This is a genomic window from uncultured Lactobacillus sp., assembly GCF_947367125.1.
In the GTDB taxonomy this organism is placed as follows: domain Bacteria; phylum Bacillota; class Bacilli; order Lactobacillales; family Lactobacillaceae; genus Lactobacillus.
This window is the reverse complement of record NZ_CANBCQ010000044.1, coordinates 1-20555: the sequence shown is the minus strand read 5'-3', so window position 1 is coordinate 20555 and position 20555 is coordinate 1. Positions and strand designations below refer to the sequence as shown.

Sequence of the window (20555 nt, the reverse complement as noted above, 5' to 3'; positions counted from 1 at the left end):
ATTTCTATTTTTTGTTCTTTATTAAATTTAGACATAGTAAAAGACCTAAAAGTGTCTCACTTTTAGGTCTCACTTCACTTCTTAGGAGTTACATTTTTTTACTATATTTCTCACATCTCAATTGGTAAAATAATTCAAACTCTCACATTTTAAGATTAGAACTTTAAGAAATGGCTTGCAAATAATAAGGCTTGTTGAAAATAAAAGGGTATATCATTTGCATTTTAAGGTAAAGTGACCCTATTCTAGCTCTAGAGCGAATGAAAAAGCGCTTTTAGAAAAGAAAGAGGATCATCGAAAATGGAAAATAAACAGAGTATGCGAACGCAGAATTATATTTCTGTGCTTGCCTTAACGATGATGAATGTAACGATGATCGCCGGGATAGGTAATGATGTCCAGCAATCATTTTATGGTTTATCAGCAGTCACTTATTTCGCAATTGGGGCGATTTGTTTCTTTATCCCAACTGCATTAGTTACTGCAGAATTAGCAACAGGTTGGGGCAACCGTGGTGGTATCTTTCGCTGGGTTGGTGAAGGATTAGGCCGCGGCTGGGCCTTGACTTGTTTGTTAATTTTGTGGTTTCAGACCATGATCAATTTTGGTATGGGAATGCCAAGCTTTGCAGCAACGATTATGTTTTATACACCGAATTATGATGCGGCTGTAAAGTTTGCACAACATCCACAACATGAAATTCTAATCATGACAGGTTTTATTATTTTGTATTGGATCTTGACATTTATTGCAACTAAGGGAGTAAAAGCATTTGCAAATATTGCTAAATATGGTGTAATTGTTGGTACTTTAATTCCATTAATAGCAATGATTGTATTGACAGCAGTGTGGTTAGTAGAGGGCCACAAGCCAGCAATCTTAATGACACCTAAAGGATTGATTCCCAAATGGAATGGGATGAGTACCTTAGCACTGGCCGCGGGAGTTTTCTTCTCGTACACGGGAATTGACATGAATGCTGCTCATATTAAACAATTAAAAAAGCCAGAAAAAGATTTCCCTAAAGCAATGTTCATTTCAATGATATTAGCCTTTATCATCTTCGTAGTAGGAACTGTAATCATCGCAATGATTGTACCTGAAAAACAGATCAATGTTATCTATACTCTAAATACTGTCTTTCATGTTTTAGGTAGTACAATTGGCATGCCGTGGCTATATATGGTATTAGTTTGGGCGTGTTTATGTAATTTGCTAGCCAATGTAATTACGAACATGGCAGGTCCTTCATTTATGTTAGGTCAAGCTGGTGGTAGTGGCTTTTTACCTAACTGGTTCCAACAAAAAAATAAGCATAGTATGCCAGCTCACTTGATGTATACGCAAATTGCGGGAATGACGATCATTGCATATTTGGTAAAAATGATTCCAAATGTAGAAGGATTTGTCATCATGTTGACACAGACAATCACAGTGCTTTACATGCTGTATTACATTTTAATGTTCATTACGTTCTTGAAATTGCGTCATGACCAGCCTAACCGTCCGCGTTCATTTAGAGTACCAGGTGGTAAAGTAGGTGCATGGATAATTGCACTAATGGGGTTAATTTCAAGTGTCTTCGCAATCATCTTGGCAATCTATCCACCAGCACAAGTTAAAGCAGAAGTCGGTTCACCATTTATCTATGTATCAGTGATTATCATCTTGGTATTAGTAATTCTAGGAATCTGCTTATTGCTATATCAACTTTCCAAGAAGCATACAGATTGGGTTGATCCTAATAATAAATTTTCTCCATTTACTTGGGAGATTGAAGGCCTAGATAAGCCAGGTAAGGTTAATTCAAATGTACCAACTAGTGTAATGTCTAGAGATCAGAATCCGATGGGAATGCCGATCAAACGGAGATATAGTCCAGATCAACAGGTTTCCGAAAAAGAATTTGAAGAAGCTGAAGAAAATGAGCTACCAAGGCAAGATAGCTAGAATATTTTCAATAAAATAAATAAACATCCCTGATCAACAATTGAATTGGTTAGGGATGTTTATTTGTTAAAAATGATTATAAGTAGAAGTTATCCTATGAAATAAGAAATAGATATTTTTCTTTAACACTAAAACGTATTTAAATGAATAGTAAAGAGAGTGTTTTAGAAAGGAAAATATTATGTCAATTAAAGATGATGCACAAAGAGTTCATGCTAATTTGTTAAAAACAACGGATCCAGATATTATAGAACGAATTAATCACTTTACATTTGATGAAGTACAAAATGAAGTGGATTTACCAGATAGAGTTAAGATGCTGTCAACTTTGGCCTATTTATTGGGGATGCAAGCAAATGCTGAATATAAAGTAATGCTTCCAGTTGCACTTGATAACGATGTTACTCCGATTGAAGCTAAGGAAGTTTTGTATCAAGCAATAGATTATTTAGGTTTAGGCCGCGTTTTTCCATTTTTCAAAATTACTAACGAAATACTAACTGCCAGAGGAGTAAAACTTCCCTTAAAGTCGCAGTCGACTACAACGATGGAGAATCGTTTAGAGAAAGGTGAAGAGACACAAATACGATTATTTGAAAAACAGATGAAGGATTTTGCCAAAAAAGGTACTATTAATAAGTGGTTAGTCGATAATTGCTTTGGTGATTATTACACTAGAAACGGTTTAAATGATCAAGATCGAGAAATAATTACCTTTTGCTATATTGTAGCTCAAGGTGGCTGTGAGCCACAATTAATGGTACATGCGCAAGCTAATATTAAGCTGGGCAATGACAAGGAATTCTTGACAAAAGTTGTTGAACAAAACGTACCATTTATTGGTTATCCAAGAAGTTTAAATGCCATTACTGTCATTAATCAAGCTGATGAAGCAGTTAATGGTAAAAAATAGAATATTAATAAAATAAGCGCTTTCATTTAACAACTATCGCTAATGGAACTACAATGTAGTTGTTAAATGAAAGGAAGTTTATTATTATGGCAGCAGATGCAAAAGAAATTGAAGAAACAGCTATGATTGATCGTGAAATGGATCAAGTGTTTGATTGGGCAAAGGGTAGCTCAATGCCTATTCGTGACGCTATCTGGGATCACGAAATGGAAGCAAATAATCATGATACCATGAAGACTGAAGCAGCTTGTGAGTGGATGCTCAAAGCTGATGATGACAAGATCAAGGATTACTGCGAAAAGAACTTAAAGAAGTAATTAAAATATTCTACTAAAAGAGCTTAACAATTTCGTCTGCAGCAAAAATGACCGGAAACAAAAATCCGGTCATTTTTTTAGTTTAATTGCTTGACCTGTATTAATAAATATTTAATAATTGGTGAATATAAAGGTTGGGTGACAAAGATGAAGATGGAACATTCTGCAGGTGCAGTTATTTACAGAGAGCGTAGAGACGAGGAGCTGGAATATTTGATCGTGCAGAGCGTCGTGAATCATAATTGGGGCTTTCCGAAAGGTCATTTAGAAAACAATGAGACTGCTGAAGAAGCTGCCAAAAGAGAAGTTTTTGAGGAAGTTGACCTAAAGCCGAATTTTGATTTTGCCTTTAAAGCCCAAACTGAATATCAGTTAACAGCAGATAAGGCTAAGACAGTAGTTTATTTTGTTGCTAGCTATGTTGCGGGTCAAGAAGTAAAAACTCAAAAAGAAGAGATTTTAGCTAGTAAATGGGTTAGCCTAGCTGAAGCAAAACAGTATCTAACTGTGCATGAGAAGATGGCAGTTTTGACGAAAGCACAGAATTACATTGAACAATAAAAAAGACGAGAGCCTAAGTGACATAGTCCTACTTTAGTAGACAGTACAAATATATAAAATTGTACTATCTATGAAAGCAGGACTTTTTGTATGTCTAGAAAAAGTAAATTTAGCTATGAAGCTAAGCTTAAAGCAGTTAAACAATACATAAGTGGCGAAGCATCACCTGCTTCAATTGCGAAAGCCTTAGGAGCTGGCAGGACTACACTGCGCCAATGGGTATATGCATTTAAAGATCAAGGGCCAGAAGCATTAAGACCGCATAAATATAATCAAAGATACAGTAAAGATTTTAAACTCAAATGCATAGCTGCCTATTTAAATGGCGAAGGCTCATATGATTATCTAACAAATAAGTTTGGTTTGCGAAGTGCTGCACAGTTAAAGCAGTGGGTTATCAAGTATAATAGTCATCAAGAACTCAAGGACTACAATCCTATTCCGGAGGCTTATATGACTAAGAGAAAAAAGACAACCCTAGAAGAACGTAAACAGATAGTGAAATACTGTAAGGATCATCAATGGAACTACAAGGAAACAGCTCTTAAATTTGGCTGCAGCTATGCCCAAGTATACAACTGGTCAAAAAAATACAGCGCAAAGGGAACTGACGGCTTAGCAGATAGGCGCGGTCATCGTTTAAAAGAAGCTGAGCTATCTGAAACTCAAAGGCTAAAGCGTGAAATTGAACAGCTTAAAAAAGAAAATGATATTAAAGACCAAGAGATAGCCTTCCTAAAAAAAGTGAAGGAATTAGAAAGGATGTGTTTGCTGGACAGCCAAAACAAAGACAAATAGCACTTAAACAACAGCAGCGAAATTCTCTTTACAGTTTGATCAGAGAATGTCACCGAGAATATAAGTGGTCAATTGAATGGATGTGCAAACAAGCCAATATTGCCCGGTCAGCCTACTACAAATGGCCTAATCATAAGCCAAGCAAACGTGAACTAAGAGATCAAAAGATTCTTAAGCGTATTAAAGAAATAGCTGAGAGCAATAACAGCCTCTTTGGTTCTCCTAAGATGACTTTGGCTTTAAACAATGAGCTAGCAGACGGTGAGGCCAAAATATACCGTAGAACTGTGGCTCGCTTGATGTGCGTGAATGGCATCTATACTAGCAAGGCCAGATTTAATAAGAGGTATCGCTATCAAGCTGCTAGACCGGAAGAAACTGCCGAAAATCTATTGCATAGAGACTTCAATGCCACTAACCCCAATGAAAAATGGTGCACTGACATTACTGAAGAAAAAATTCCTGGAACAAGTCAAAAGATTTATCTCTGCACTATTTTTGATCTATATGATCGTTTCCCTGTTGGCTATGCTTTAAGCAAGCGCAATGATACAGCCCTAGTTAACGCTGCTCTGTCAGCTGCTTGGAAAAGAGAGCCAAATAGTCATGCAATGCTTCATAGCGATCGAGGATTTCAATTTACCAGGATGCCTTTTAAGCATGAGATAGAAGAACATGGCATGTCACAATCAATGTCTAGAGTTGGACGCTGTATTGACAATGGTCCAATGGAAGGCTGGCAAGGTTTAATTAAAGAAATGCGAGAAGTTCTTTATCCGAATGCGAATAGCTATGAAGAGATGGAAAAAGCCTTTAAAGCAAGCATTGAATACTATATTAATTATGATCCTCAGGAACGCTTCAATGGCAAGAGTGCAGGTCGGGTTAGAAAAGAAGCTAAGAATAATCCAGAGAATATAATTTCATATCCAATAAAACAAGATAAACGATATAAAGACTTTTGGAAAAAGATTGATAAAAAGAAAAATCAGCTCGCACAATAGCGAACTGATTAATCAAATTAATTTATATATTTAAGCTGTCTACTTGACACGGTACGGATCAAAGTGACTCTCGTCTTTTCGTCATTAAGAAACTAAATTTTCAATTATCTGAGGCAATATTTTATTCCTTAATATTAGCTCAATTCCTTGATGATAGCTTCCAAGGTCTTCTTAGCTTCATCTTGAATTGGAGTTTCTGGGTGTTCTTCATCGTACTTGTTGAGCCAGTTCAAACGATCTTGCATTCTATCTTTCAAGGTCTTTTGATATTCTGGGTCATCAAGGTGAACTTCATAGCCTTCGATAGGTAAGTATGATACACCCTTGAAGTTACCAAATGGCTTGAAGTCGCTGTCCTTAATGTTGCCGTTAGCCAAGTCTTCGATTAACTTCTTAGTAACTTCCTTAGGAATATCTTTATCCATAAAGGCATCAGTGTTCAAGCTGTAGCAACTAGCACCACGCTTAGTGAACAATTCCTTGAAGTCTCTGTAGTCACCTGAAACTGGGTAAGCTCTGAATGGGTCTGCGAATGGTTCGATAACCAAAGTATTCATGTCAAAGCCCTTAGGTAAGTTTTCAGCTGAAGTTCTTTTGGTTGCTAAAGTACAGCCCATAGTAGTTGCCAAAACTGGGTCATCGATCTTGATAATTGGTGGTAATGAACCATCTTTCATAATCCAGAACAATGCGGTAATTGGTGACTTTTCAAAGTCTACACGGTGAGGACTGGTGTAACGAGTCTTGATAACACGACCGTTGTTGTTACGTAAGTCTTCAGTAACGATAACTTTCTTGCCATCTTTATCTAAAGTTACGTCACAGTTCATAATAGTAGTGTAGTACTTAGTTTCGTGGTGGCCTGCTGGGTAGTCGTGAGTCTTGTCGAAGTATGAAGGCTCTAAGGCTACTGAAGAACCATCTTCGCGTGAAATGATGAAGGCATCATCGTGTAAAACAGTAATGTCATACTTGCCATCGTACATTTCGTGAGTCAAAGTTGACTTACCTGAACCTGATAAGCCGTAGAAGGCAAAGGTCTTATCATCTTTATCGTCAAAGTGGAATGACTTTTCACCACCGTGACATGCAGTGTAGCCATGACGGTGAGCAATTGCCCAAGCTAAGGTTAGAGTACCTTTCTTAAGTTCACCGAAGTAGCGTAGGTTGAAGACAGCAGCACAGTTATGTGGAGCGTCGAATACGCCTAAACCCTTAGGATAATCTTCATCTTGAACATTTGGATCGAAGTAGAAGTAAATATCTGGTTCATCATAGAATTTTGATTTTTCGTATAATTTTTCAGCTTCATCGTCAAAGAAGTGGAAGTTAAGGATGTATGAAAGAAGGTTAAAGGCTTGATCTTCTGGCATCATGATGTGAGCTTTTACAGTGAATGATGGGTCAAGACCTACTAAAACAGTAGCCTTTAAGTACTTTTGTTCATGTCCCTTGTAAATATCTTCACGTAAGTTGCCGTCTAATGCTTCAGCGTCTTCATTAGGATTGTCAACAAAGTGACGGGCGCTAGCAGTTCTACCTAAAATCTTGCCGTGGTTGTAAACCAATTGGGTTGCACCATGTGGCAAGCCTAATTCCTTAGTGTGTAAAATTGGTAAATCGGTCACAATAACGCCTGATTGCTTCTTAGCTAAGTTATAAGCTTCTGCAACACTAGTTACTTCGTGGACGTTGTTGCCATAAAATGCACTTTCGATAGTAGCACGAGTGCGGCTAAACATTGGGTTGTCTTTTCTTAATTCATCTTGAGAATAACGTTCTTGTGTACTCATATTAAGTTTTTGTCCTCTCTAGGAAGCTTTTATAAAAACGCTTTCAATAACTTACATAAACTATATTAACATACTTGCTTGTTAATAACCATACAAATATTATGAAATGCAAAAGTATATATCAATCGCTAGCTGGAGCTACTTTAGCGAAAATAAATTAGATGATATAATGAACATACGTGCGAAAGGAAGAAAAATGGATTCAAATCAACTTTTTAAGTATGTCTATGCTAAATATGGTTTAAAATTTCAGCCAGTTGTACCAGGTTCGACTAGCACTTATGTCCTGATGTCACCAGTGGATAGTGGCTATTTTGTCATGCTATCGCGTGGTCAAAATCAGCCAGTTTTAGATTTAAAATGTGGCTCAATGGCTGCGTTATTGTTGGACTTACCTGGTTATACTGAGCCTAAAAGAATAAAGGCAAGTGATTGGGTCGGTGCAATCTTGGACAGTGCTAGTGACGACTCTTTAAAAAAAGCGCTTGATCTTGCTTTTAAGTTAGCGATGAATGGCGATGAAGTAAATATTGCACAAGACCAATATTTTTATATTGCTCCAGATAAAGTGGATGATCGGTATCGAGCTCAAAAGATTAAACCACGTGAAAACTTTCGCAAGAAGCATAACACTGACTTGATTCCCGATAGAATAAAAAAGATGCTGGCAATTTATGACTACAGTATTTTGCCTAGTCGTGGTCGAGCTAAAAATTTTTATCAACAAGCTAAACTGATGGCTGATTATGATGATAATTATTCGGAATTCTTCGCTTTCAAACGCTTTTATCCAACCTATCATGATATGAATACGGGGCAGTTACGAAGTTATTTTACTTGGCGGAGTAAAATTCGCCAGCATGTTTTTGAAAAAACGAGTACGTCCTATGCCTTTGTCTATATCTATGAATTGTTGAATAACATTGGGGTCGCTGATCCGCAAGCCGGCTATGGAAAACTGCTCGAATTTGAAGAAAATTATGTGCAAAAATTTGATTTGAGTATTGATGTTTATTTGCAAGACTGGTTAAAAGATTATGTGCTTTATTATGGCTTAGACGAAAAAATTATTAAGCAGCGTTTTGCGGCAGAGATTAAACGTGATCATGATTATGAAATTTTGCATCATCCGGAGAATTTTTCCGCTCAAGAATTAGCTAAAGTTTTCGCTAAAAAAACAACTTATTGGCAGACGTCTAAAATTATTAATAAAAATGAAGCTTTGTTTACTAAATTGTTGTATTGTGTGTGGCAAGAGTTGCTTGATGCTAAAAAATATGGCATTGCATATTACAGTGCCTTTGTGGGCAAGCCTGATATAATTGAAAAGCTAATTTTTGCAGGTAGTGTTTTTTATCCGCGAAAACGTCAAGTAGCCAATCAAGAGATTGATGCAGTGAGAAAGTATCATTGTTATCAAGGAAAATGGCAAATTCACTGTGATCAGCAGGTTAAAAGACAGCGAGTTAATTTGAATAATTTTTTGCATGAATTAGACCGTGTGGCCCGTAAAGAGTTTAAGTTGGGACGGTCGATTAAGCCGCGCTTTATTGATCAGGCTGTGTTGAAGGCGATTGAAGCGGGGATTGCAAAATATCGCATTCAAGAAAAGCAAGCGCAGCTGGACAAAATAAAAATTGATTTTACTGACTTGGATCAAATACGAGCCAATGCTTCAAAGACGCGGGATAGTTTATTGACGGAAGAAGAAAAGAAACTAGAGCAAGCTGAAACACAGCCAGTAGAAGCAGAGCAAACGCTAGACGAAACAGTTAATTTTGATAATGATTATGCTTTGAATGAACATGAAATGTTTTTCTTGCATGCCTTGCTCACGCAACAGCCATGGCAGGAATACCTGAAGCAGCATCACTTAATGGCCTCGATTTTGATGGATAGTATTAATGAAAAATTATTTGATGAATTTGGTGATGTCGTTTTAGAAAATGATGACCAAGATCAACCACAATTAGTTGCTGACTATGTAGATGATTTAAGAGAAATGTTTTTGAAGGGATTAAATTATGCCACAAAAAAGAAGAGTACCGAAAAGAATCGCGCAAACTGTGCTTAATTCCTTAAAAGGTGGGGTTGTGCCACGGATTGGTTTGCCTTATATCACGGTTGGTAGAAAAGCCGAAATTGAAGCTTTATTGCATGACGTTGATGTCATTCAAGAAGGTGGTGCAAGTTTTCGCTTTATTGTTGGACGTTATGGGTCAGGCAAGAGCTTTTTATTGCAAACGATTCGCAATTATGTGATGGATAAAAATTTTGTTGTCGTTGATGGTGACCTTTCTCCAGAAAGGCGACTGCAAGGATCAAAGGGACAAGGATTAGCTACCTATCGTGAATTAATTCAAAATTTATCAACTAAAACTAGACCAGAAGGTGGCGCCTTGACCTTGATCTTGGATCGCTGGATTAATTCAGTGCAGATGCAAGTTTCTCAAGAAACCGGGTTAAGCAATGATGATCCTCAGTTTGAAGCAAAAGTTGATCAAAAAATCTATGGCGTGATTGCTTCGCTGAATGAATTAGTTCATGGGTTTGATTTTGCCAAATTGCTTAATATGTATTATCACGCTTATATGAGCGGTGATGATGAGACCAAAGCTAAAGTAGTTAAGTGGTTCAGAGGAGAATATAGTCATAAAACCGAAGCTAAAAAAGCTTTGGGTGTCGATATTATTATTTCAGATAGCGATTGGTATGAATATCTCAAGCTTTTTGCGACTTTCTTTAGACAAGCTGGTTACGCTGGTTTAATGATTATGATTGATGAATTGGTCAATATTTACAAGATTCCGAATGCGATTAGTCGGCAATATAATTATGAAAAGATTCTGACCATGTATAACGATACCTTGCAAGGCAAGGCCAAGTACTTAGGCATTATCATGTGTGGAACGCCGCAAGCAATTGAGGATCGGCGGCGCGGTGTTTACTCATATGAAGCATTGCGTTCACGGCTAGCTACAGGAAAATTCGCCCAAGCAGGAGCGCGGGACATGTATGCACCAGTAATTAAATTAGAGCCTTTAACGGCAGAAGAAATGATGGTTTTAACCGAAAAATTGGCGGATATGCATGCTAATTTATATGGCTATGAGCGCAGTATTACGGATGATGATTTAGCTCAATTTATTAAGATTGAATATACTCGCATAGGTGCCGATACTAATATTACGCCGCGTGAAATTATCCGCGATTTTATTGAACTACTAGATATTGTCTGGCAAAATCCACAAACAGACATTAAAACACTGCTTAATTCAGATCAGTTCTCTTACACTAAGTCTGAAGCGGTATCTGACAATAAGGAGCCAGATTACACTGAATTTAAGATTTAAGGAAAAGCAAAATGGACGTTTTTTCACATTATGCACCATTTATTCAAGACTATATTTATGAGCACGGTTGGCAAACTTTGCGTTCAATTCAGGTAGCGGCAGCTGAGGAAATTTTTAATACTGATCATAATGTATTGTTATCAGCTTCAACGGCTTCTGGAAAAACCGAGGCAGCATTTTTCCCTATTTTGTCGGACATTTATCAAGAACCACAAGATTCGGTTAAGGTGCTGTATATTGCGCCGCTAAAGGCATTGATTAATGATCAATATGAGCGGTTAACTGAGTTGTGTCAGGATGTAGACATTCCAGTTTGGCGCTGGCATGGGGATATTGCACAAACGCAGAAAAGGAAATTGCTTAAGCATCCTTCGGGCATTTTGCAAATTACGCCGGAGTCGCTTGAAAGCTTTATGATCAATAAGCATATGGATATCCCGCATTTATTTGGCAGGTTGAAGTATATCGTGGTTGATGAATTGCATTCGTTTTTAAGAAGTAATCGCGGCGGGCAGACCTTCTGCTTGATTGAACGTTTGAGCAAGTTAGCTGGTGTCAATCCTAGAAGAATTGGGCTTTCTGCTACAATTGGCAATTTGAGGGATGCCAGCAAGTTTCTGGGAGCTGGATCTAGTCGGGAGACAGTAGCACCTAAAGTGCAAAATCAACCGCAAATCTGGCACTTATCGATGGAACATTTTTACCAAACTGATCCACAAGCAAGCAGTAAAGATTTTGATCCCAGTCAAGTTGAACCCAAAACCGACAGGGCACCGGAATTAGCGGATCCTGGAATTGGTTATATTTTTGAGCATACTCGTGGTAAAAAGTGCCTTGTTTTTACTAATAGTCGCGAAGAATGTGAAGCAGTCTGTCAAGAACTCAGAGCCTATTGTGCCTACAATCATGAGTCTGATCGTTTTATGATTCATCATGGAAATTTGTCGCCAGCCTTGCGTGAGACAGCAGAAGCAGCAATGAAAGATGAAGATGTTTATATGACGACCTGTGCGACAGCAACGCTTGAACTAGGGATCGATATAGGACAATTAGAATCAGCCTTTCAAATTGATGCGCCCTTTACTGTGTCAGGCTTTTTACAAAGAATGGGGCGGACGGGTCGACGCGGCAATCCACCGGAAATGCACTTTGTCATGCGCGAGGAGCATCCAGAATCAAGGACGATGTTGCCGGAATTAATTCCGTGGCCGCTATTGCAAGGGATTGCTTTGGTGCAGCTTTATGCTGAAGAAAAGTGGGTTGAACCACCTGCACCTAACCGACTTCCTTATAGTTTGCTTTATCATCAGACCATGAGTACATTAGCGTCAAGCGGAGAAATGACGCCAGCAGAATTAGCTTCAAGAGTTTTGACTTTATCGTATTTTCATAATGTTTCGCAAGAAGACTATCGTGTTTTATTAAAACACCTGCTTAAAACTGACCACATCGAATGGACTGAAAATCATGGCTTGATTGTTGGCTTAGCCGGTGAAAAAGTTGTGAATAACTTTAAATTTTATGCTGTTTTCCAAGAAAATGAAGAATTTAGCGTCCATGCTGGCAGCGAAGAATTGGGAACGATCGTTAAGCCGTCTCCAGTTGGCGATAAAATTGCGATTGCTGGCCGTGTCTGGGTAGTTGAAGATATTGATCGCAAGCGTCATCAAGTATATTGTCATGAGGTAAAGGGGAGAATTCCAGCCTATTTTGGCGATGTACCGGGTGATATTCAGCCGAAAATTTTGCAAAGAATGAAAAAGGTGCTCGAAGAAAATTTGCTGTATCCTTACTTAATGCAAAATGGCAAGGCTCGATTAACGCAAGCACGTGATACTGCAGCAGCTGCTGAATTAATGAAGAAGAATTTGATTAAACTGGGCGGCAATATGTGGTGTCTTTTCCCATGGACCGGGACTTATGCTTTCTTAGCTTTAGAGCGGTTAATCAAGATTAAATGTGGTGAAAAGTTGAATATTCGCGGTTTTAATTCATCAAGACCATATTTCATGTACTTTGCGATGAATGGTGATGAAAGTGATTTTTGGCGCGTTCTTAGTGAAGAAGCGGCGAAAGACTTCGCTCCCTTAGATTTGGTTTATCCAAAAGAAGTACCTGGGATTGATAAGTATGATCAGTATTTACCAGCAGAATTGTTACGAAAAGAATTTGCGCAAAGTGTGTTAGATATTCAAGAAATGAAGCGTTGCGTTAAGCAAATGGCGGAAGAATATCAAAGGAATAAATAATTATTTGTTATAATAGACAAAAATCAGATAGAAAAGAGAAGAATAATGGCTTTAAAAATTAATCAATCTGTTTCTAAGGACGCTCAAGCACGTGATTTGCTCAAAGAATTAGTCAAGGTGCACCAAGTTCATCAAGCTTATAATGTGCGTGAATTGACCGACGCTGATGAACAAATTTTGGAAAAGGCATTTAATAAGACTCGACAATTGATGCCAAGAATTACTGCTAAGAAAATTAAGTTCGATGATAAGCAGTGGGATTCATTGTTCAACTTGCTGATGGCAGAGCAAATTGCTTTTGCTCGCGTATTGAGTGAAGGCGATGAAAATTTGGCAGCTTATGCTCAAGCGAAGAATCAAGCTGAACAAGCATACGCTTTAGTTGAAGCACAAATTAATAAATTAGAAAATCAAAAGTAAGAAAAATTCCTGCCCGATCGGTAGGAATTTTTTGTTAGGCTGAATTATAACTTTGCATTTATTTGTTTAATTGATTTTTTTACTGATTGATAAATAATTGTCCAAATAATAAAGTAGCCAATGATAAACATTAGTGTGAAAATTCCAATGACAATCCAACTTGGTGTCATCCAACCATTTAGCAAATAAACCATTAATAAGGTGAAATAAATAAGGATAAAATCAATAGTTGTAGCTTTTTTCATAGAAAGTTTTTCAATTGTAAAGACAGCTCCCGCTCCACCCTGAACAAAGGCAAGCAGAAAAGTAGAAAAAATTCCCCAAGCTACTTCATTAACTGATAAATTTGTGATTATGCCAGCTTGATGTAGGCAATAATAGACAATTGCTAAGATTAGTGGTCCAAAACCAGCTGCGATTAATCCTCGTAATATAAATTTTTTTGCAACTTTCATGATTCTAGCTCTTTCCTAATTTTAGAAAAACATCGTCTTGAAACATAGTCACTCAAACCATTTTGGAAAATAACATTAACACCGGCTTCTTTATCTGTAGTAAAACGAGCAATTTGCTTACGATTGGCAATAGCTGATTTATCAATTTGCCAAAAGTTAGCAGGTACTGATGCAGCTAATTGATCTGTAAAGGAAGATTTTTGATGAACTTGCGCTTGGACAAATTCTTCTTCATGTGGTTTGATAAAAAGTTCGAACTTCATGATTTAATTTACTCCTTTCAACTATGAGTATACGTAAAAAGGTACGGAAAAACAGTAAAGTTATGGTCATCGGTCATTTCATGACAGTATTCGGTAAAATGCTTGGCGTAGCCCCTTTACAATCGACAACAAAGTTTTGTACACTACTTATTAAAAGAAAGTAATAGGAAGAAGAATTAAATGATTCATAATTCAACTATTGATGCTCAAGTTAATCACAGATCAATTAGAAAATTCAAGAATGAAACGTTAAATAAAGAGCAGCTCACAACTTTATACACAGTTTTTCAACATACTGCTACCAGTATGTTTATGCAAAATGCGAGTTTATTACATATAACTGATCCAAAGCAAAAGCAGAGAATTAAGGAACTTTGCAACCAAAAATATGTTGGGGCTGAAGGTGATTTGTTTATTTTTATTGTGGATTTATACCGCAACCAACAAATTCGCCAGCAATTAGGCAAGGACGACGGTCGAGTTCATACGACTGATATCTTTTTCCAAGCGATGGAAGATACACTACTTGCTTATCAAAACGTGGCTAATGCGGTAGAAAGCATGAATCTCGGTTATGTGCCACTAGGAACAGTAAATGATCATCCTCTTGAGATGCTGAAAGAACTGGATTTGCCTAAATTGACTTTTCCAGTTCTGGGGATGCAAGTGGGCGTACCTGATCAAGAGCCACAATTGAAGCCGCGTTTGCCCCTTAAATTTACCTGTTTTGAAGGTAAATACAAAAAAGATTTTGATGTAAAAGATCTCAAGGACTACTATGACGTCGTTACGACTTATTATGACTTGCGGGATGCTAATCGCCGGATTGATTCGTTTACTAAGCAGATTACGGGTAAAAAGTTGGATCTGCATGAAACTGATCGTGATCAATTGCCGGAGGAATTGCACAAGCAAGGATTGTGCTTAGATTGGAAATAATATCTATTTTTGGATACTAGCTGAAAAAAAGGCCGTTGCGCCAATTAGCGACATTTGGTATAATTCATGTGTTATGAGTTTGCTGAATTAGCTCAGTTGGTAGAGCATCTCCCTCGTAAAGAGAAGGTCGCCAGTTCGACTCTGGCATTCAGCATCAGAGTATTACAAAAAAGCCTGTAATGAAGCCCGGCCTATGGTTGAGTATTCATGCAGGCTTTTTATTTTTGGTAGATAGTTAAGAAAGAGTTAATATAACGCCGTTTTAGGCATAAAAATATCTTGAAACCCTACCGCTAGATATAATTAAGCTATCAGAAGTAGGATGAGGTGGTATAGATGACTAGAGGAAAAATTAAACGATTTGTCCAAATTGCCAAATATACAATTAGTATCGTGATAGTGATCTATCAATCGGCACAAAAGATTTATCGAATCAAAAATAAAATGAGTGCGCAAAAATATTCTAGTTCACAGAAGAGCAAGGTAAGTACAACTAAGTAACCAAAAACAGGCAAGTGTAAGATCTTGCCTGTTTTACATATTACGCAGATTTTTATTAAAGATTACCATTGCAATTACTAAGACTAAGATGGCAACTGCTGTGGCTAAAGTTCCCCAGATATTGCCGTGGGCTGTGATTAAGCTGCGAACTAATGCTGTGACACCTAGGCCTAGCAAAAAGTTGATGCTAGTATGTCCGTGATGGCGCAAGGCAGAGATAATCATTGCCGTAAATTCAAAGAAAAGGAAGAAAACAATTATTTCATCCATAATTGCAGAATTACTTTCTTGGATTTTAACTGAAAATAGCGACTGAAATAATGGAATTAGATCGCGAAATAGCAGAATAATTAAAAGAATACCTAATAGGCCAATTGCGATGACTAGTAACATCTGTAAAAAGCGGGCAAATTTGCTAATGAATTTGTTGAAGTTTTTCATTGATAAATCCTTTCTTTATTTATATTAAGTATAAAGTAAGTAATGCGTTTGAGAACAATAAATATCACCCACCATGCGTCAAACATGCGAAAGCGCTTTTTCTTTTCTATAATAGAAATAAAGAAAAATTAGATGAAAGGAAAGAAACATGTCGCTCAGAACAAAATTTAACTATATGGCTACAGGTCGTCCTTATAATGATGCCGAACCACGTCTTGATACCTTAAGAGATTTGGCTACCTTGAAAACCAACAATATTAATAATGAAGCTGATCATGCTAAAAAAGAAGTGCTAATTAGAGAACTTCTCGGTTCAACGGGAAAGCATCCCTTCGTAAATCCCAATTTTCGTTGCGAATTCGGCTTTAACATTCATGTCGGTGATAACTTTTATGCCAATTATGATTGCGTAATTTTAGATGGTGCGCCGGTTTATATTGGCAATAACGTTTTGCTAGGGCCAAAAGTTGGCTTGTACACAAGCAATCACTTGTTTGACCCAGAAGAAAGAAAAATGGGTGGTTGCGTAGCCCATTCAATTGGTATCGGCGACAATGTTTGGCTAGGTGCTGGAGTCACTGTAACGCCCAACACGATTATCGGTCGCAATTCGATTATCGGTGCCGGAAGTGTGGTGGTACAGGACATCCCGGATGGCGTAATTGCGGCTGGTAATCCTTGCCAGGTAATTAGAAAAATTACCCCGGCTGACCGAACCGGTTTTGATCCTAATAGTAGTAATTTTTTGTAGTAAAGAAAAACAGTGTTGAATGTTAGAAGTTCAACACTGTTTAATTCATTATTGAGGAATTTAGCAACGCCATTCAACGCCGGTCATTTTGACATCCTTTTGGGCCTTAATTAATTCAGCACCGTTACCGATGTCAACGCCGCCATCAAGCAGACCTTCGTCACTCTTCAAAGTCAGTGAGGCATTAGCGTAGTCAACCACCATGTTTGGCCCCATCATGGCTGTATCATATTTAGAGGTGTAAATCTTAACGCCCTGATCATTTTCAAGCTTGATTGGGTAGTCAGGATCAACTTTGTCCACGTAAATGATAGAAAAGTGACTGCCAATGGCGCAACCGCCACCTTTGATGGAATACTTGCCGCCGCCATCGTCGGCAATCAAAATTAAGATTTTATCCAAAATTTCGCGTCTCTTTAAGTAGTCGAGCGCCTTATCAGTGAAGGCAATTTTCATCTTAAACACTTCTTTCTTAACTCATTTAGTTACCTTTATTATAATGAAAAAGTTAGCTTAATAAATTGATTTAAATCAAGGATTAGCTGATTTTGCTAGAGAAAAGGTACAATATAATTAAATTATTGGAGGAAAAATAATGAACAAAAATGATCATGATACCGACGAGTTTGACTGGTTAGATTCGATTATTAATGAAGAAACTGACAAGCGAATAAAAAATGATGTTGATAAAAAGCCAGATCAACCAGATGATGACGATAGTCACTGGTTTGATTCAATCATCGATGCAGCTGTTGAAAAGCGGACTGAAGAGAATGAAAAAATTCTACGTAAGTTGAAAAATCAAGCTTAAAAACTTTGGCGTGGGGATGTTCATCTTCCCAACTAGCATAGACATCAGACGGCATTTCTTCGGCTGATTGATATTTGAAAGAATCAACATGTAAATCATTAGCCTCAATTGCATTTTCTGGATTAAACATAGTAATCACTTCTTTTCATCATTATTGTAGTCTATTTGATGCAAAGTGAAATAAAAAGGTTTTGGATAAAGATCACGAGGTCGGGTGATCTTTGCTTGAGATGTGGTGAAATTATACTTAGAGTTTAATACAAATTTGGTATCATGTGAAAAGTCCAAAATGCATCTGCTATAATAAGAAAAAAGAATATTAGTTTCGTTTGACGCTTGGGGGAGTATTAAAATGAAGAAAATAATTAACCGTACCTTGTTAGATGATCGAGTGAAAGAGAACTATATCTTTATTTCTGACATTCATGGCAATCTAGAAACTTTGGACCTAATTAAGCAAGCACAAGCAGACTTTCCGGTAGCCCAATTAGTTGCTGGTGGGGATTATGTTGATGGCCGCGAACATGTGAAAGAAGTATTGAATTTTTTAATTGAGCAAAAAAGTAAAGGTGCGATCATTCTTCTGGGGAATCACGAGCAAATGCTGCTTAATTTTGTGGAAAAAAGAGAGCATCAAAACGGCATTTGGTTTTATAATGGCGGCGGTAAAAGTTTAGTTAGTCTATTTGGCAGTACTGTTTTACCAGAGCAATTGCGCGACAGTGAATATTATCGCTTCCTAAAAAGCTGTCCAATTATGTATGAAACGCCGCATTTGATTTTTGTTCATGCAGGTGTGCGGCCAGATAATCGTTACAATGATCCGGCTACTTACACTGAGATAGAGTATGGCTTGAAGTTTGATTATGACTTTTATCGTGTTTGGGCACGAGATGAGTATTGGTACTCTGATCCATTGTTGAAAATCATGGCACATAATCAAACTGGCAAGACGATTGTAACCGGGCATACACCAACTGCTACTTTAGCTGGAAAGTTTGTGGATGGTCGTGAAATGAAACGTTTGCCAATTGATGATTGTGTCGTTAGAACGGTGCAGTATCCAGATGAGCCAGCGCGAATCTTTACTGATGGCGGCTCACATTCTGATCCTTTAATTTATCCGCATAATGATGGTAATGTGGTAGTGTTGAACGGAATAGGAGAAATCGTTCGCGTCTATAATTGGAAGCATCCCCAAGGATAAAAAATCTAGCATAGTAAAAAGGCATCCGCAGGGATGCCTTTTTTGATTTAGAGATCGAAAACCTAAATTAGTCTTCTACTTTTTTAGCTTCGTTCATGGCCTTCATGATTGAAAGGTTCTTTGAATGACAATCTTTGATCATTTGTAAATCTTCTTCGCTTAACTTAACGTCGTATTTAGTCATAACTTCATTTCCTCACTTTATTCTTATGATTACATGTAAACTATAGCACTTACAGACATAACTGCAATATTTTTCTTGGTAGATTAATATTTCTGTGAAAATAGTGGTAATAAAACCGCTTTCATGATATTATTAATTCGATAGGTATATACCAAAGAAACACGAGCTCATTTTTTGTAGATTGAAGAGGGAATTATTATGGCTAATAGTAAATCAAGCGGAGGTTTGAATGCGTTTGTTAACAAACACATTATGCCCGTGGCCGCTAAAATAGGTAGTTTTAAGCCTTTAATTGCTGTTCGTGACGGTATCGCCATGGCTATGCCGTTAATTATTGTGGGATCATTATTCATGATCATTAACTCATTCCCAGTAGCTGGTTGGTCTGATTGGCTATCAAAAACCGCGGTTCACGGGGTAAGCTTAGCGCAGATTTTAGCTAAGATTACTAATGGCTCCTTTGGAATCATGGGATTAATTGCGGCTTTCGGAATTGCTTGGAGTTATGCTAACCAGCATAAAACAGATGGTGTTTCTGCCGGGATTATTTCCGCATCAGTCTTCTTTATTTTGACACCAAGCATTATGAGTGGAGATAAGGTTCCGGTTGAAGGCTTTCCTTATACTTACTTAGGTAGTAGAGGCTTATTTGTAGCTATTATCTTTGGCCTTTTGAGTGCTTGGATTTTCCAATGGTTTATTAACCATAATATTCAAATTAAAATGCCAGCTACTGTACCACCTGCTGTGGCTAAGAGCTTTTCAGCTTTAATTCCAGGAGCTGCTGTAATTGCTATTGCTGGCTGTGGTTACTGGCTTTTTGCTTGGACTGGCTGGGGCAATATTCACGATGTAATCATGAATATTTTAGCTAAGCCATTGGGCGCGCTAGGCGATACCTTAATCGGTACATTAGTTTCAATTATTTTATTGAGTTTATTCTGGTTTGTTGGTATCCATGGTGGTAACGTAGTTAACACTGCAATGCAGCCAATTTGGTTGATGCAGACTGATGCTAACCGTGTATTGAATCAGGCAGGTAACTTAGACTTAGCTCATGGCGGACATATTGTTACGCAACCATTCATCGATAACTTTGTTTACATGGGTGGTGGCGGTGCCACTATTGGGCTAATACTGTGTATTGGATATTTGGTATGGCGCAAGCGTGCAAGTAAGCAAAACAAGGTTCTGGCACCACTGACTATCGTGCCTGGTTTGTTCAATATTAATGAACCAACTATGTTTGGTCTGCCAGTTGTAATGAATTTATTGCTAATCATTCCGTTTATGATTGCGCCAATGGTAAATGCGATTACCACTTATTTTGCGATGGATTTAGGCTTAGTTCCATTATGTAACGGGACTGTGATTCCTTGGACAATGCCGCCAGTTATTTCGGGATTTTTGGCAACGGGAAGTATTGCTGGATCAATTTTACAAGTAATCAATATTATCTTAGACATTTTGATTTATCTACCATTTATTGTGGCACTTAACAAACGTCAACTTATAGAAGAAGATAAGGCAGAATAATAAAAATAAATCAATCAAATATTTCTGCAAATTGAGTGTCTGGGAAAAAACTAGCTCCTAGACCATAATAATAGGACGATCAAAATTCTTAAGTGAGTTTTGATCGTCC

At 37.6% G+C, this 20555-nt stretch carries 21 protein-coding genes and 1 tRNA gene; 17 read left to right on the top strand and 5 right to left on the bottom strand.

The window, feature by feature from the left end:
• The first annotated feature begins 300 nt into the window (after positions 1-300).
• The 6 genes from Q0Y84_RS10860 (at position 301) to Q0Y84_RS10835 (ending at position 5543) form a co-directional block, all read left to right on the top strand.
• Entirely contained in the window at positions 301-1950 is a 1650-nt protein-coding gene (locus Q0Y84_RS10860; protein WP_297953532.1) for an APC family permease, read from the top strand.
• A 181-nt stretch (positions 1951-2131) separates the two neighbouring features.
• Positions 2132-2863: a carboxymuconolactone decarboxylase family protein gene (locus Q0Y84_RS10855; RefSeq protein WP_297953529.1), complete on the top strand. Its 732-nt coding sequence runs from the start codon at positions 2132-2134 to the stop codon at positions 2861-2863.
• 86 nt (positions 2864-2949) lie between these two features.
• Entirely contained in the window at positions 2950-3180 is a 231-nt protein-coding gene (locus Q0Y84_RS10850) for a hypothetical protein (protein ID WP_297953526.1), read from the top strand.
• 147 nt (positions 3181-3327) lie between these two features.
• Positions 3328-3741 carry an NUDIX domain-containing protein gene (locus Q0Y84_RS10845; protein ID WP_297953523.1) on the top strand — a complete coding sequence of 138 codons (414 nt, stop codon included), beginning with the start codon at positions 3328-3330 and terminating at the stop codon, positions 3739-3741.
• Positions 3742-3831: 90 nt separating this feature from the next.
• Complete coding sequence (locus tag Q0Y84_RS10840; RefSeq protein WP_297953520.1) at positions 3832-4539, top strand: helix-turn-helix domain-containing protein; 708 nt, start codon at positions 3832-3834, stop codon at positions 4537-4539.
• Entirely contained in the window at positions 4506-5543 is a 1038-nt protein-coding gene (locus Q0Y84_RS10835) for an IS3 family transposase (RefSeq protein ID WP_297953517.1), read from the top strand. The genes Q0Y84_RS10840 and Q0Y84_RS10835 overlap by 34 nt, the downstream gene beginning before the upstream one ends.
• A 134-nt stretch (positions 5544-5677) precedes the next feature.
• On the opposite strand, the gene Q0Y84_RS10830 is transcribed toward Q0Y84_RS10835, so the two are convergent.
• A complete protein-coding gene (locus Q0Y84_RS10830) occupies positions 5678-7336 on the bottom strand; it encodes a phosphoenolpyruvate carboxykinase (ATP) (protein ID WP_297953514.1) in 1659 nt (552 codons plus the stop codon).
• Positions 7337-7532: 196 nt separating this feature from the next.
• Between Q0Y84_RS10830 and Q0Y84_RS10825 the strand changes: the two genes are divergently transcribed.
• The 4 genes from Q0Y84_RS10825 to Q0Y84_RS10810 are packed head-to-tail and all read left to right on the top strand — an operon-like array spanning position 7533 to position 13358.
• Positions 7533-9410, top strand: coding sequence for a TerB N-terminal domain-containing protein (locus Q0Y84_RS10825; RefSeq protein WP_297953511.1), 1878 nt, complete (start codon positions 7533-7535; stop codon positions 9408-9410).
• Positions 9361-10689, top strand: coding sequence for an ATP-binding protein (locus Q0Y84_RS10820; RefSeq protein WP_297953508.1), 1329 nt, complete (start codon positions 9361-9363; stop codon positions 10687-10689). The genes Q0Y84_RS10825 and Q0Y84_RS10820 overlap by 50 nt, the downstream gene beginning before the upstream one ends.
• Before the next feature lie 11 nt (positions 10690-10700).
• Positions 10701-12938: a DEAD/DEAH box helicase gene (locus tag Q0Y84_RS10815; RefSeq protein ID WP_297953505.1), complete on the top strand. Its 2238-nt coding sequence runs from the start codon at positions 10701-10703 to the stop codon at positions 12936-12938.
• 45 nt (positions 12939-12983) lie between these two features.
• Complete coding sequence (locus tag Q0Y84_RS10810) at positions 12984-13358, top strand: hypothetical protein (RefSeq protein WP_297953504.1); 375 nt, start codon at positions 12984-12986, stop codon at positions 13356-13358.
• Between the two features lie 44 nt (positions 13359-13402).
• Here Q0Y84_RS10810 and Q0Y84_RS10805 read toward each other — a convergent pair whose 3' ends face one another.
• Entirely contained in the window at positions 13403-13813 is a 411-nt protein-coding gene (locus tag Q0Y84_RS10805; RefSeq protein WP_297953501.1) for a DUF3021 domain-containing protein, read from the bottom strand.
• On the bottom strand, positions 13810-14076 hold the full coding sequence (locus Q0Y84_RS10800; protein WP_297953498.1) for a LytTR family DNA-binding domain-containing protein: 267 nt from the start codon (positions 14074-14076) through the stop codon (positions 13810-13812). The genes Q0Y84_RS10805 and Q0Y84_RS10800 overlap by 4 nt, the downstream gene beginning before the upstream one ends.
• Positions 14077-14256: 180 nt before the next feature.
• Here Q0Y84_RS10800 and Q0Y84_RS10795 point away from each other — a divergent pair, with 180 nt between their 5' ends.
• The 3 genes from Q0Y84_RS10795 to Q0Y84_RS10785 all read left to right on the top strand — a co-directional run bounded on the left by Q0Y84_RS10795 (position 14257) and on the right by Q0Y84_RS10785 (position 15516).
• Entirely contained in the window at positions 14257-15015 is a 759-nt protein-coding gene (locus Q0Y84_RS10795) for an NADPH-dependent oxidoreductase (protein WP_297953495.1), read from the top strand.
• An 81-nt stretch (positions 15016-15096) separates the two neighbouring features.
• Positions 15097-15169, top strand: a tRNA-Thr gene (locus Q0Y84_RS10790).
• Between the two features lie 182 nt (positions 15170-15351).
• Positions 15352-15516: a hypothetical protein gene (locus Q0Y84_RS10785; RefSeq protein WP_297953492.1), complete on the top strand. Its 165-nt coding sequence runs from the start codon at positions 15352-15354 to the stop codon at positions 15514-15516.
• A 33-nt stretch (positions 15517-15549) separates the two neighbouring features.
• Here Q0Y84_RS10785 and psiE read toward each other — a convergent pair whose 3' ends face one another.
• Positions 15550-15957, bottom strand: coding sequence for a phosphate-starvation-inducible protein PsiE (gene psiE, locus Q0Y84_RS10780; RefSeq protein WP_297953488.1), 408 nt, complete (start codon positions 15955-15957; stop codon positions 15550-15552).
• A gap of 148 nt (positions 15958-16105) precedes the next feature.
• Here psiE and Q0Y84_RS10775 point away from each other — a divergent pair, with 148 nt between their 5' ends.
• Positions 16106-16708, top strand: a complete 603-nt coding sequence (locus Q0Y84_RS10775) for a sugar O-acetyltransferase (protein ID WP_297953485.1) — start codon at positions 16106-16108, stop codon at positions 16706-16708.
• Between the two features lie 60 nt (positions 16709-16768).
• Here the strand turns inward: Q0Y84_RS10775 and Q0Y84_RS10770 are convergent, their stop codons facing one another.
• The gene (locus Q0Y84_RS10770) at positions 16769-17164 is read right to left on the bottom strand and encodes an iron-sulfur cluster biosynthesis family protein (RefSeq protein ID WP_297953482.1); all 396 of its coding nucleotides are present in this window, start codon (positions 17162-17164) and stop codon (positions 16769-16771) included.
• A 139-nt stretch (positions 17165-17303) separates the two neighbouring features.
• Here Q0Y84_RS10770 and Q0Y84_RS10765 point away from each other — a divergent pair, with 139 nt between their 5' ends.
• From Q0Y84_RS10765 to Q0Y84_RS10755, 3 genes are all read left to right on the top strand, one after another.
• The gene (locus Q0Y84_RS10765; RefSeq protein WP_297953479.1) at positions 17304-17519 is read left to right on the top strand and encodes a hypothetical protein; all 216 of its coding nucleotides are present in this window, start codon (positions 17304-17306) and stop codon (positions 17517-17519) included.
• A 352-nt stretch (positions 17520-17871) separates the two neighbouring features.
• The gene (locus Q0Y84_RS10760; protein WP_297953477.1) at positions 17872-18726 is read left to right on the top strand and encodes a metallophosphoesterase family protein; all 855 of its coding nucleotides are present in this window, start codon (positions 17872-17874) and stop codon (positions 18724-18726) included.
• Between the two features lie 382 nt (positions 18727-19108).
• The gene (locus Q0Y84_RS10755) at positions 19109-20446 is read left to right on the top strand and encodes a PTS sugar transporter subunit IIC (RefSeq protein ID WP_297953475.1); all 1338 of its coding nucleotides are present in this window, start codon (positions 19109-19111) and stop codon (positions 20444-20446) included.
• The last annotated feature ends 109 nt before the right edge of the window (positions 20447-20555 follow it).

Coding starts and splice junctions, on each gene's coding strand:
- Q0Y84_RS10860 (WP_297953532.1), top strand. CDS start 301: ATGGAAAATAAACAGAGTATGCGAACGCAGAATTATATTTCTGTGCTT.
- Q0Y84_RS10855 (WP_297953529.1), top strand. CDS start 2,132: ATGTCAATTAAAGATGATGCACAAAGAGTTCATGCTAATTTGTTAAAA.
- Q0Y84_RS10850 (WP_297953526.1), top strand. CDS start 2,950: ATGGCAGCAGATGCAAAAGAAATTGAAGAAACAGCTATGATTGATCGT.
- Q0Y84_RS10845 (WP_297953523.1), top strand. CDS start 3,328: ATGAAGATGGAACATTCTGCAGGTGCAGTTATTTACAGAGAGCGTAGA.
- Q0Y84_RS10840 (WP_297953520.1), top strand. CDS start 3,832: ATGTCTAGAAAAAGTAAATTTAGCTATGAAGCTAAGCTTAAAGCAGTT.
- Q0Y84_RS10830 (WP_297953514.1), bottom strand. CDS start 7,336: ATGAGTACACAAGAACGTTATTCTCAAGATGAATTAAGAAAAGACAAC.
- Q0Y84_RS10825 (WP_297953511.1), top strand. CDS start 7,533: ATGGATTCAAATCAACTTTTTAAGTATGTCTATGCTAAATATGGTTTA.
- Q0Y84_RS10820 (WP_297953508.1), top strand. CDS start 9,361: ATGCCACAAAAAAGAAGAGTACCGAAAAGAATCGCGCAAACTGTGCTT.
- Q0Y84_RS10815 (WP_297953505.1), top strand. CDS start 10,701: ATGGACGTTTTTTCACATTATGCACCATTTATTCAAGACTATATTTAT.
- Q0Y84_RS10810 (WP_297953504.1), top strand. CDS start 12,984: ATGGCTTTAAAAATTAATCAATCTGTTTCTAAGGACGCTCAAGCACGT.
- Q0Y84_RS10805 (WP_297953501.1), bottom strand. CDS start 13,813: ATGAAAGTTGCAAAAAAATTTATATTACGAGGATTAATCGCAGCTGGT.
- Q0Y84_RS10800 (WP_297953498.1), bottom strand. CDS start 14,076: ATGAAGTTCGAACTTTTTATCAAACCACATGAAGAAGAATTTGTCCAA.
- Q0Y84_RS10795 (WP_297953495.1), top strand. CDS start 14,257: ATGATTCATAATTCAACTATTGATGCTCAAGTTAATCACAGATCAATT.
- Q0Y84_RS10785 (WP_297953492.1), top strand. CDS start 15,352: ATGACTAGAGGAAAAATTAAACGATTTGTCCAAATTGCCAAATATACA.
- psiE (WP_297953488.1), bottom strand. CDS start 15,957: ATGAAAAACTTCAACAAATTCATTAGCAAATTTGCCCGCTTTTTACAG.
- Q0Y84_RS10775 (WP_297953485.1), top strand. CDS start 16,106: ATGTCGCTCAGAACAAAATTTAACTATATGGCTACAGGTCGTCCTTAT.
- Q0Y84_RS10770 (WP_297953482.1), bottom strand. CDS start 17,164: ATGAAAATTGCCTTCACTGATAAGGCGCTCGACTACTTAAAGAGACGC.
- Q0Y84_RS10765 (WP_297953479.1), top strand. CDS start 17,304: ATGAACAAAAATGATCATGATACCGACGAGTTTGACTGGTTAGATTCG.
- Q0Y84_RS10760 (WP_297953477.1), top strand. CDS start 17,872: ATGAAGAAAATAATTAACCGTACCTTGTTAGATGATCGAGTGAAAGAG.
- Q0Y84_RS10755 (WP_297953475.1), top strand. CDS start 19,109: ATGGCTAATAGTAAATCAAGCGGAGGTTTGAATGCGTTTGTTAACAAA.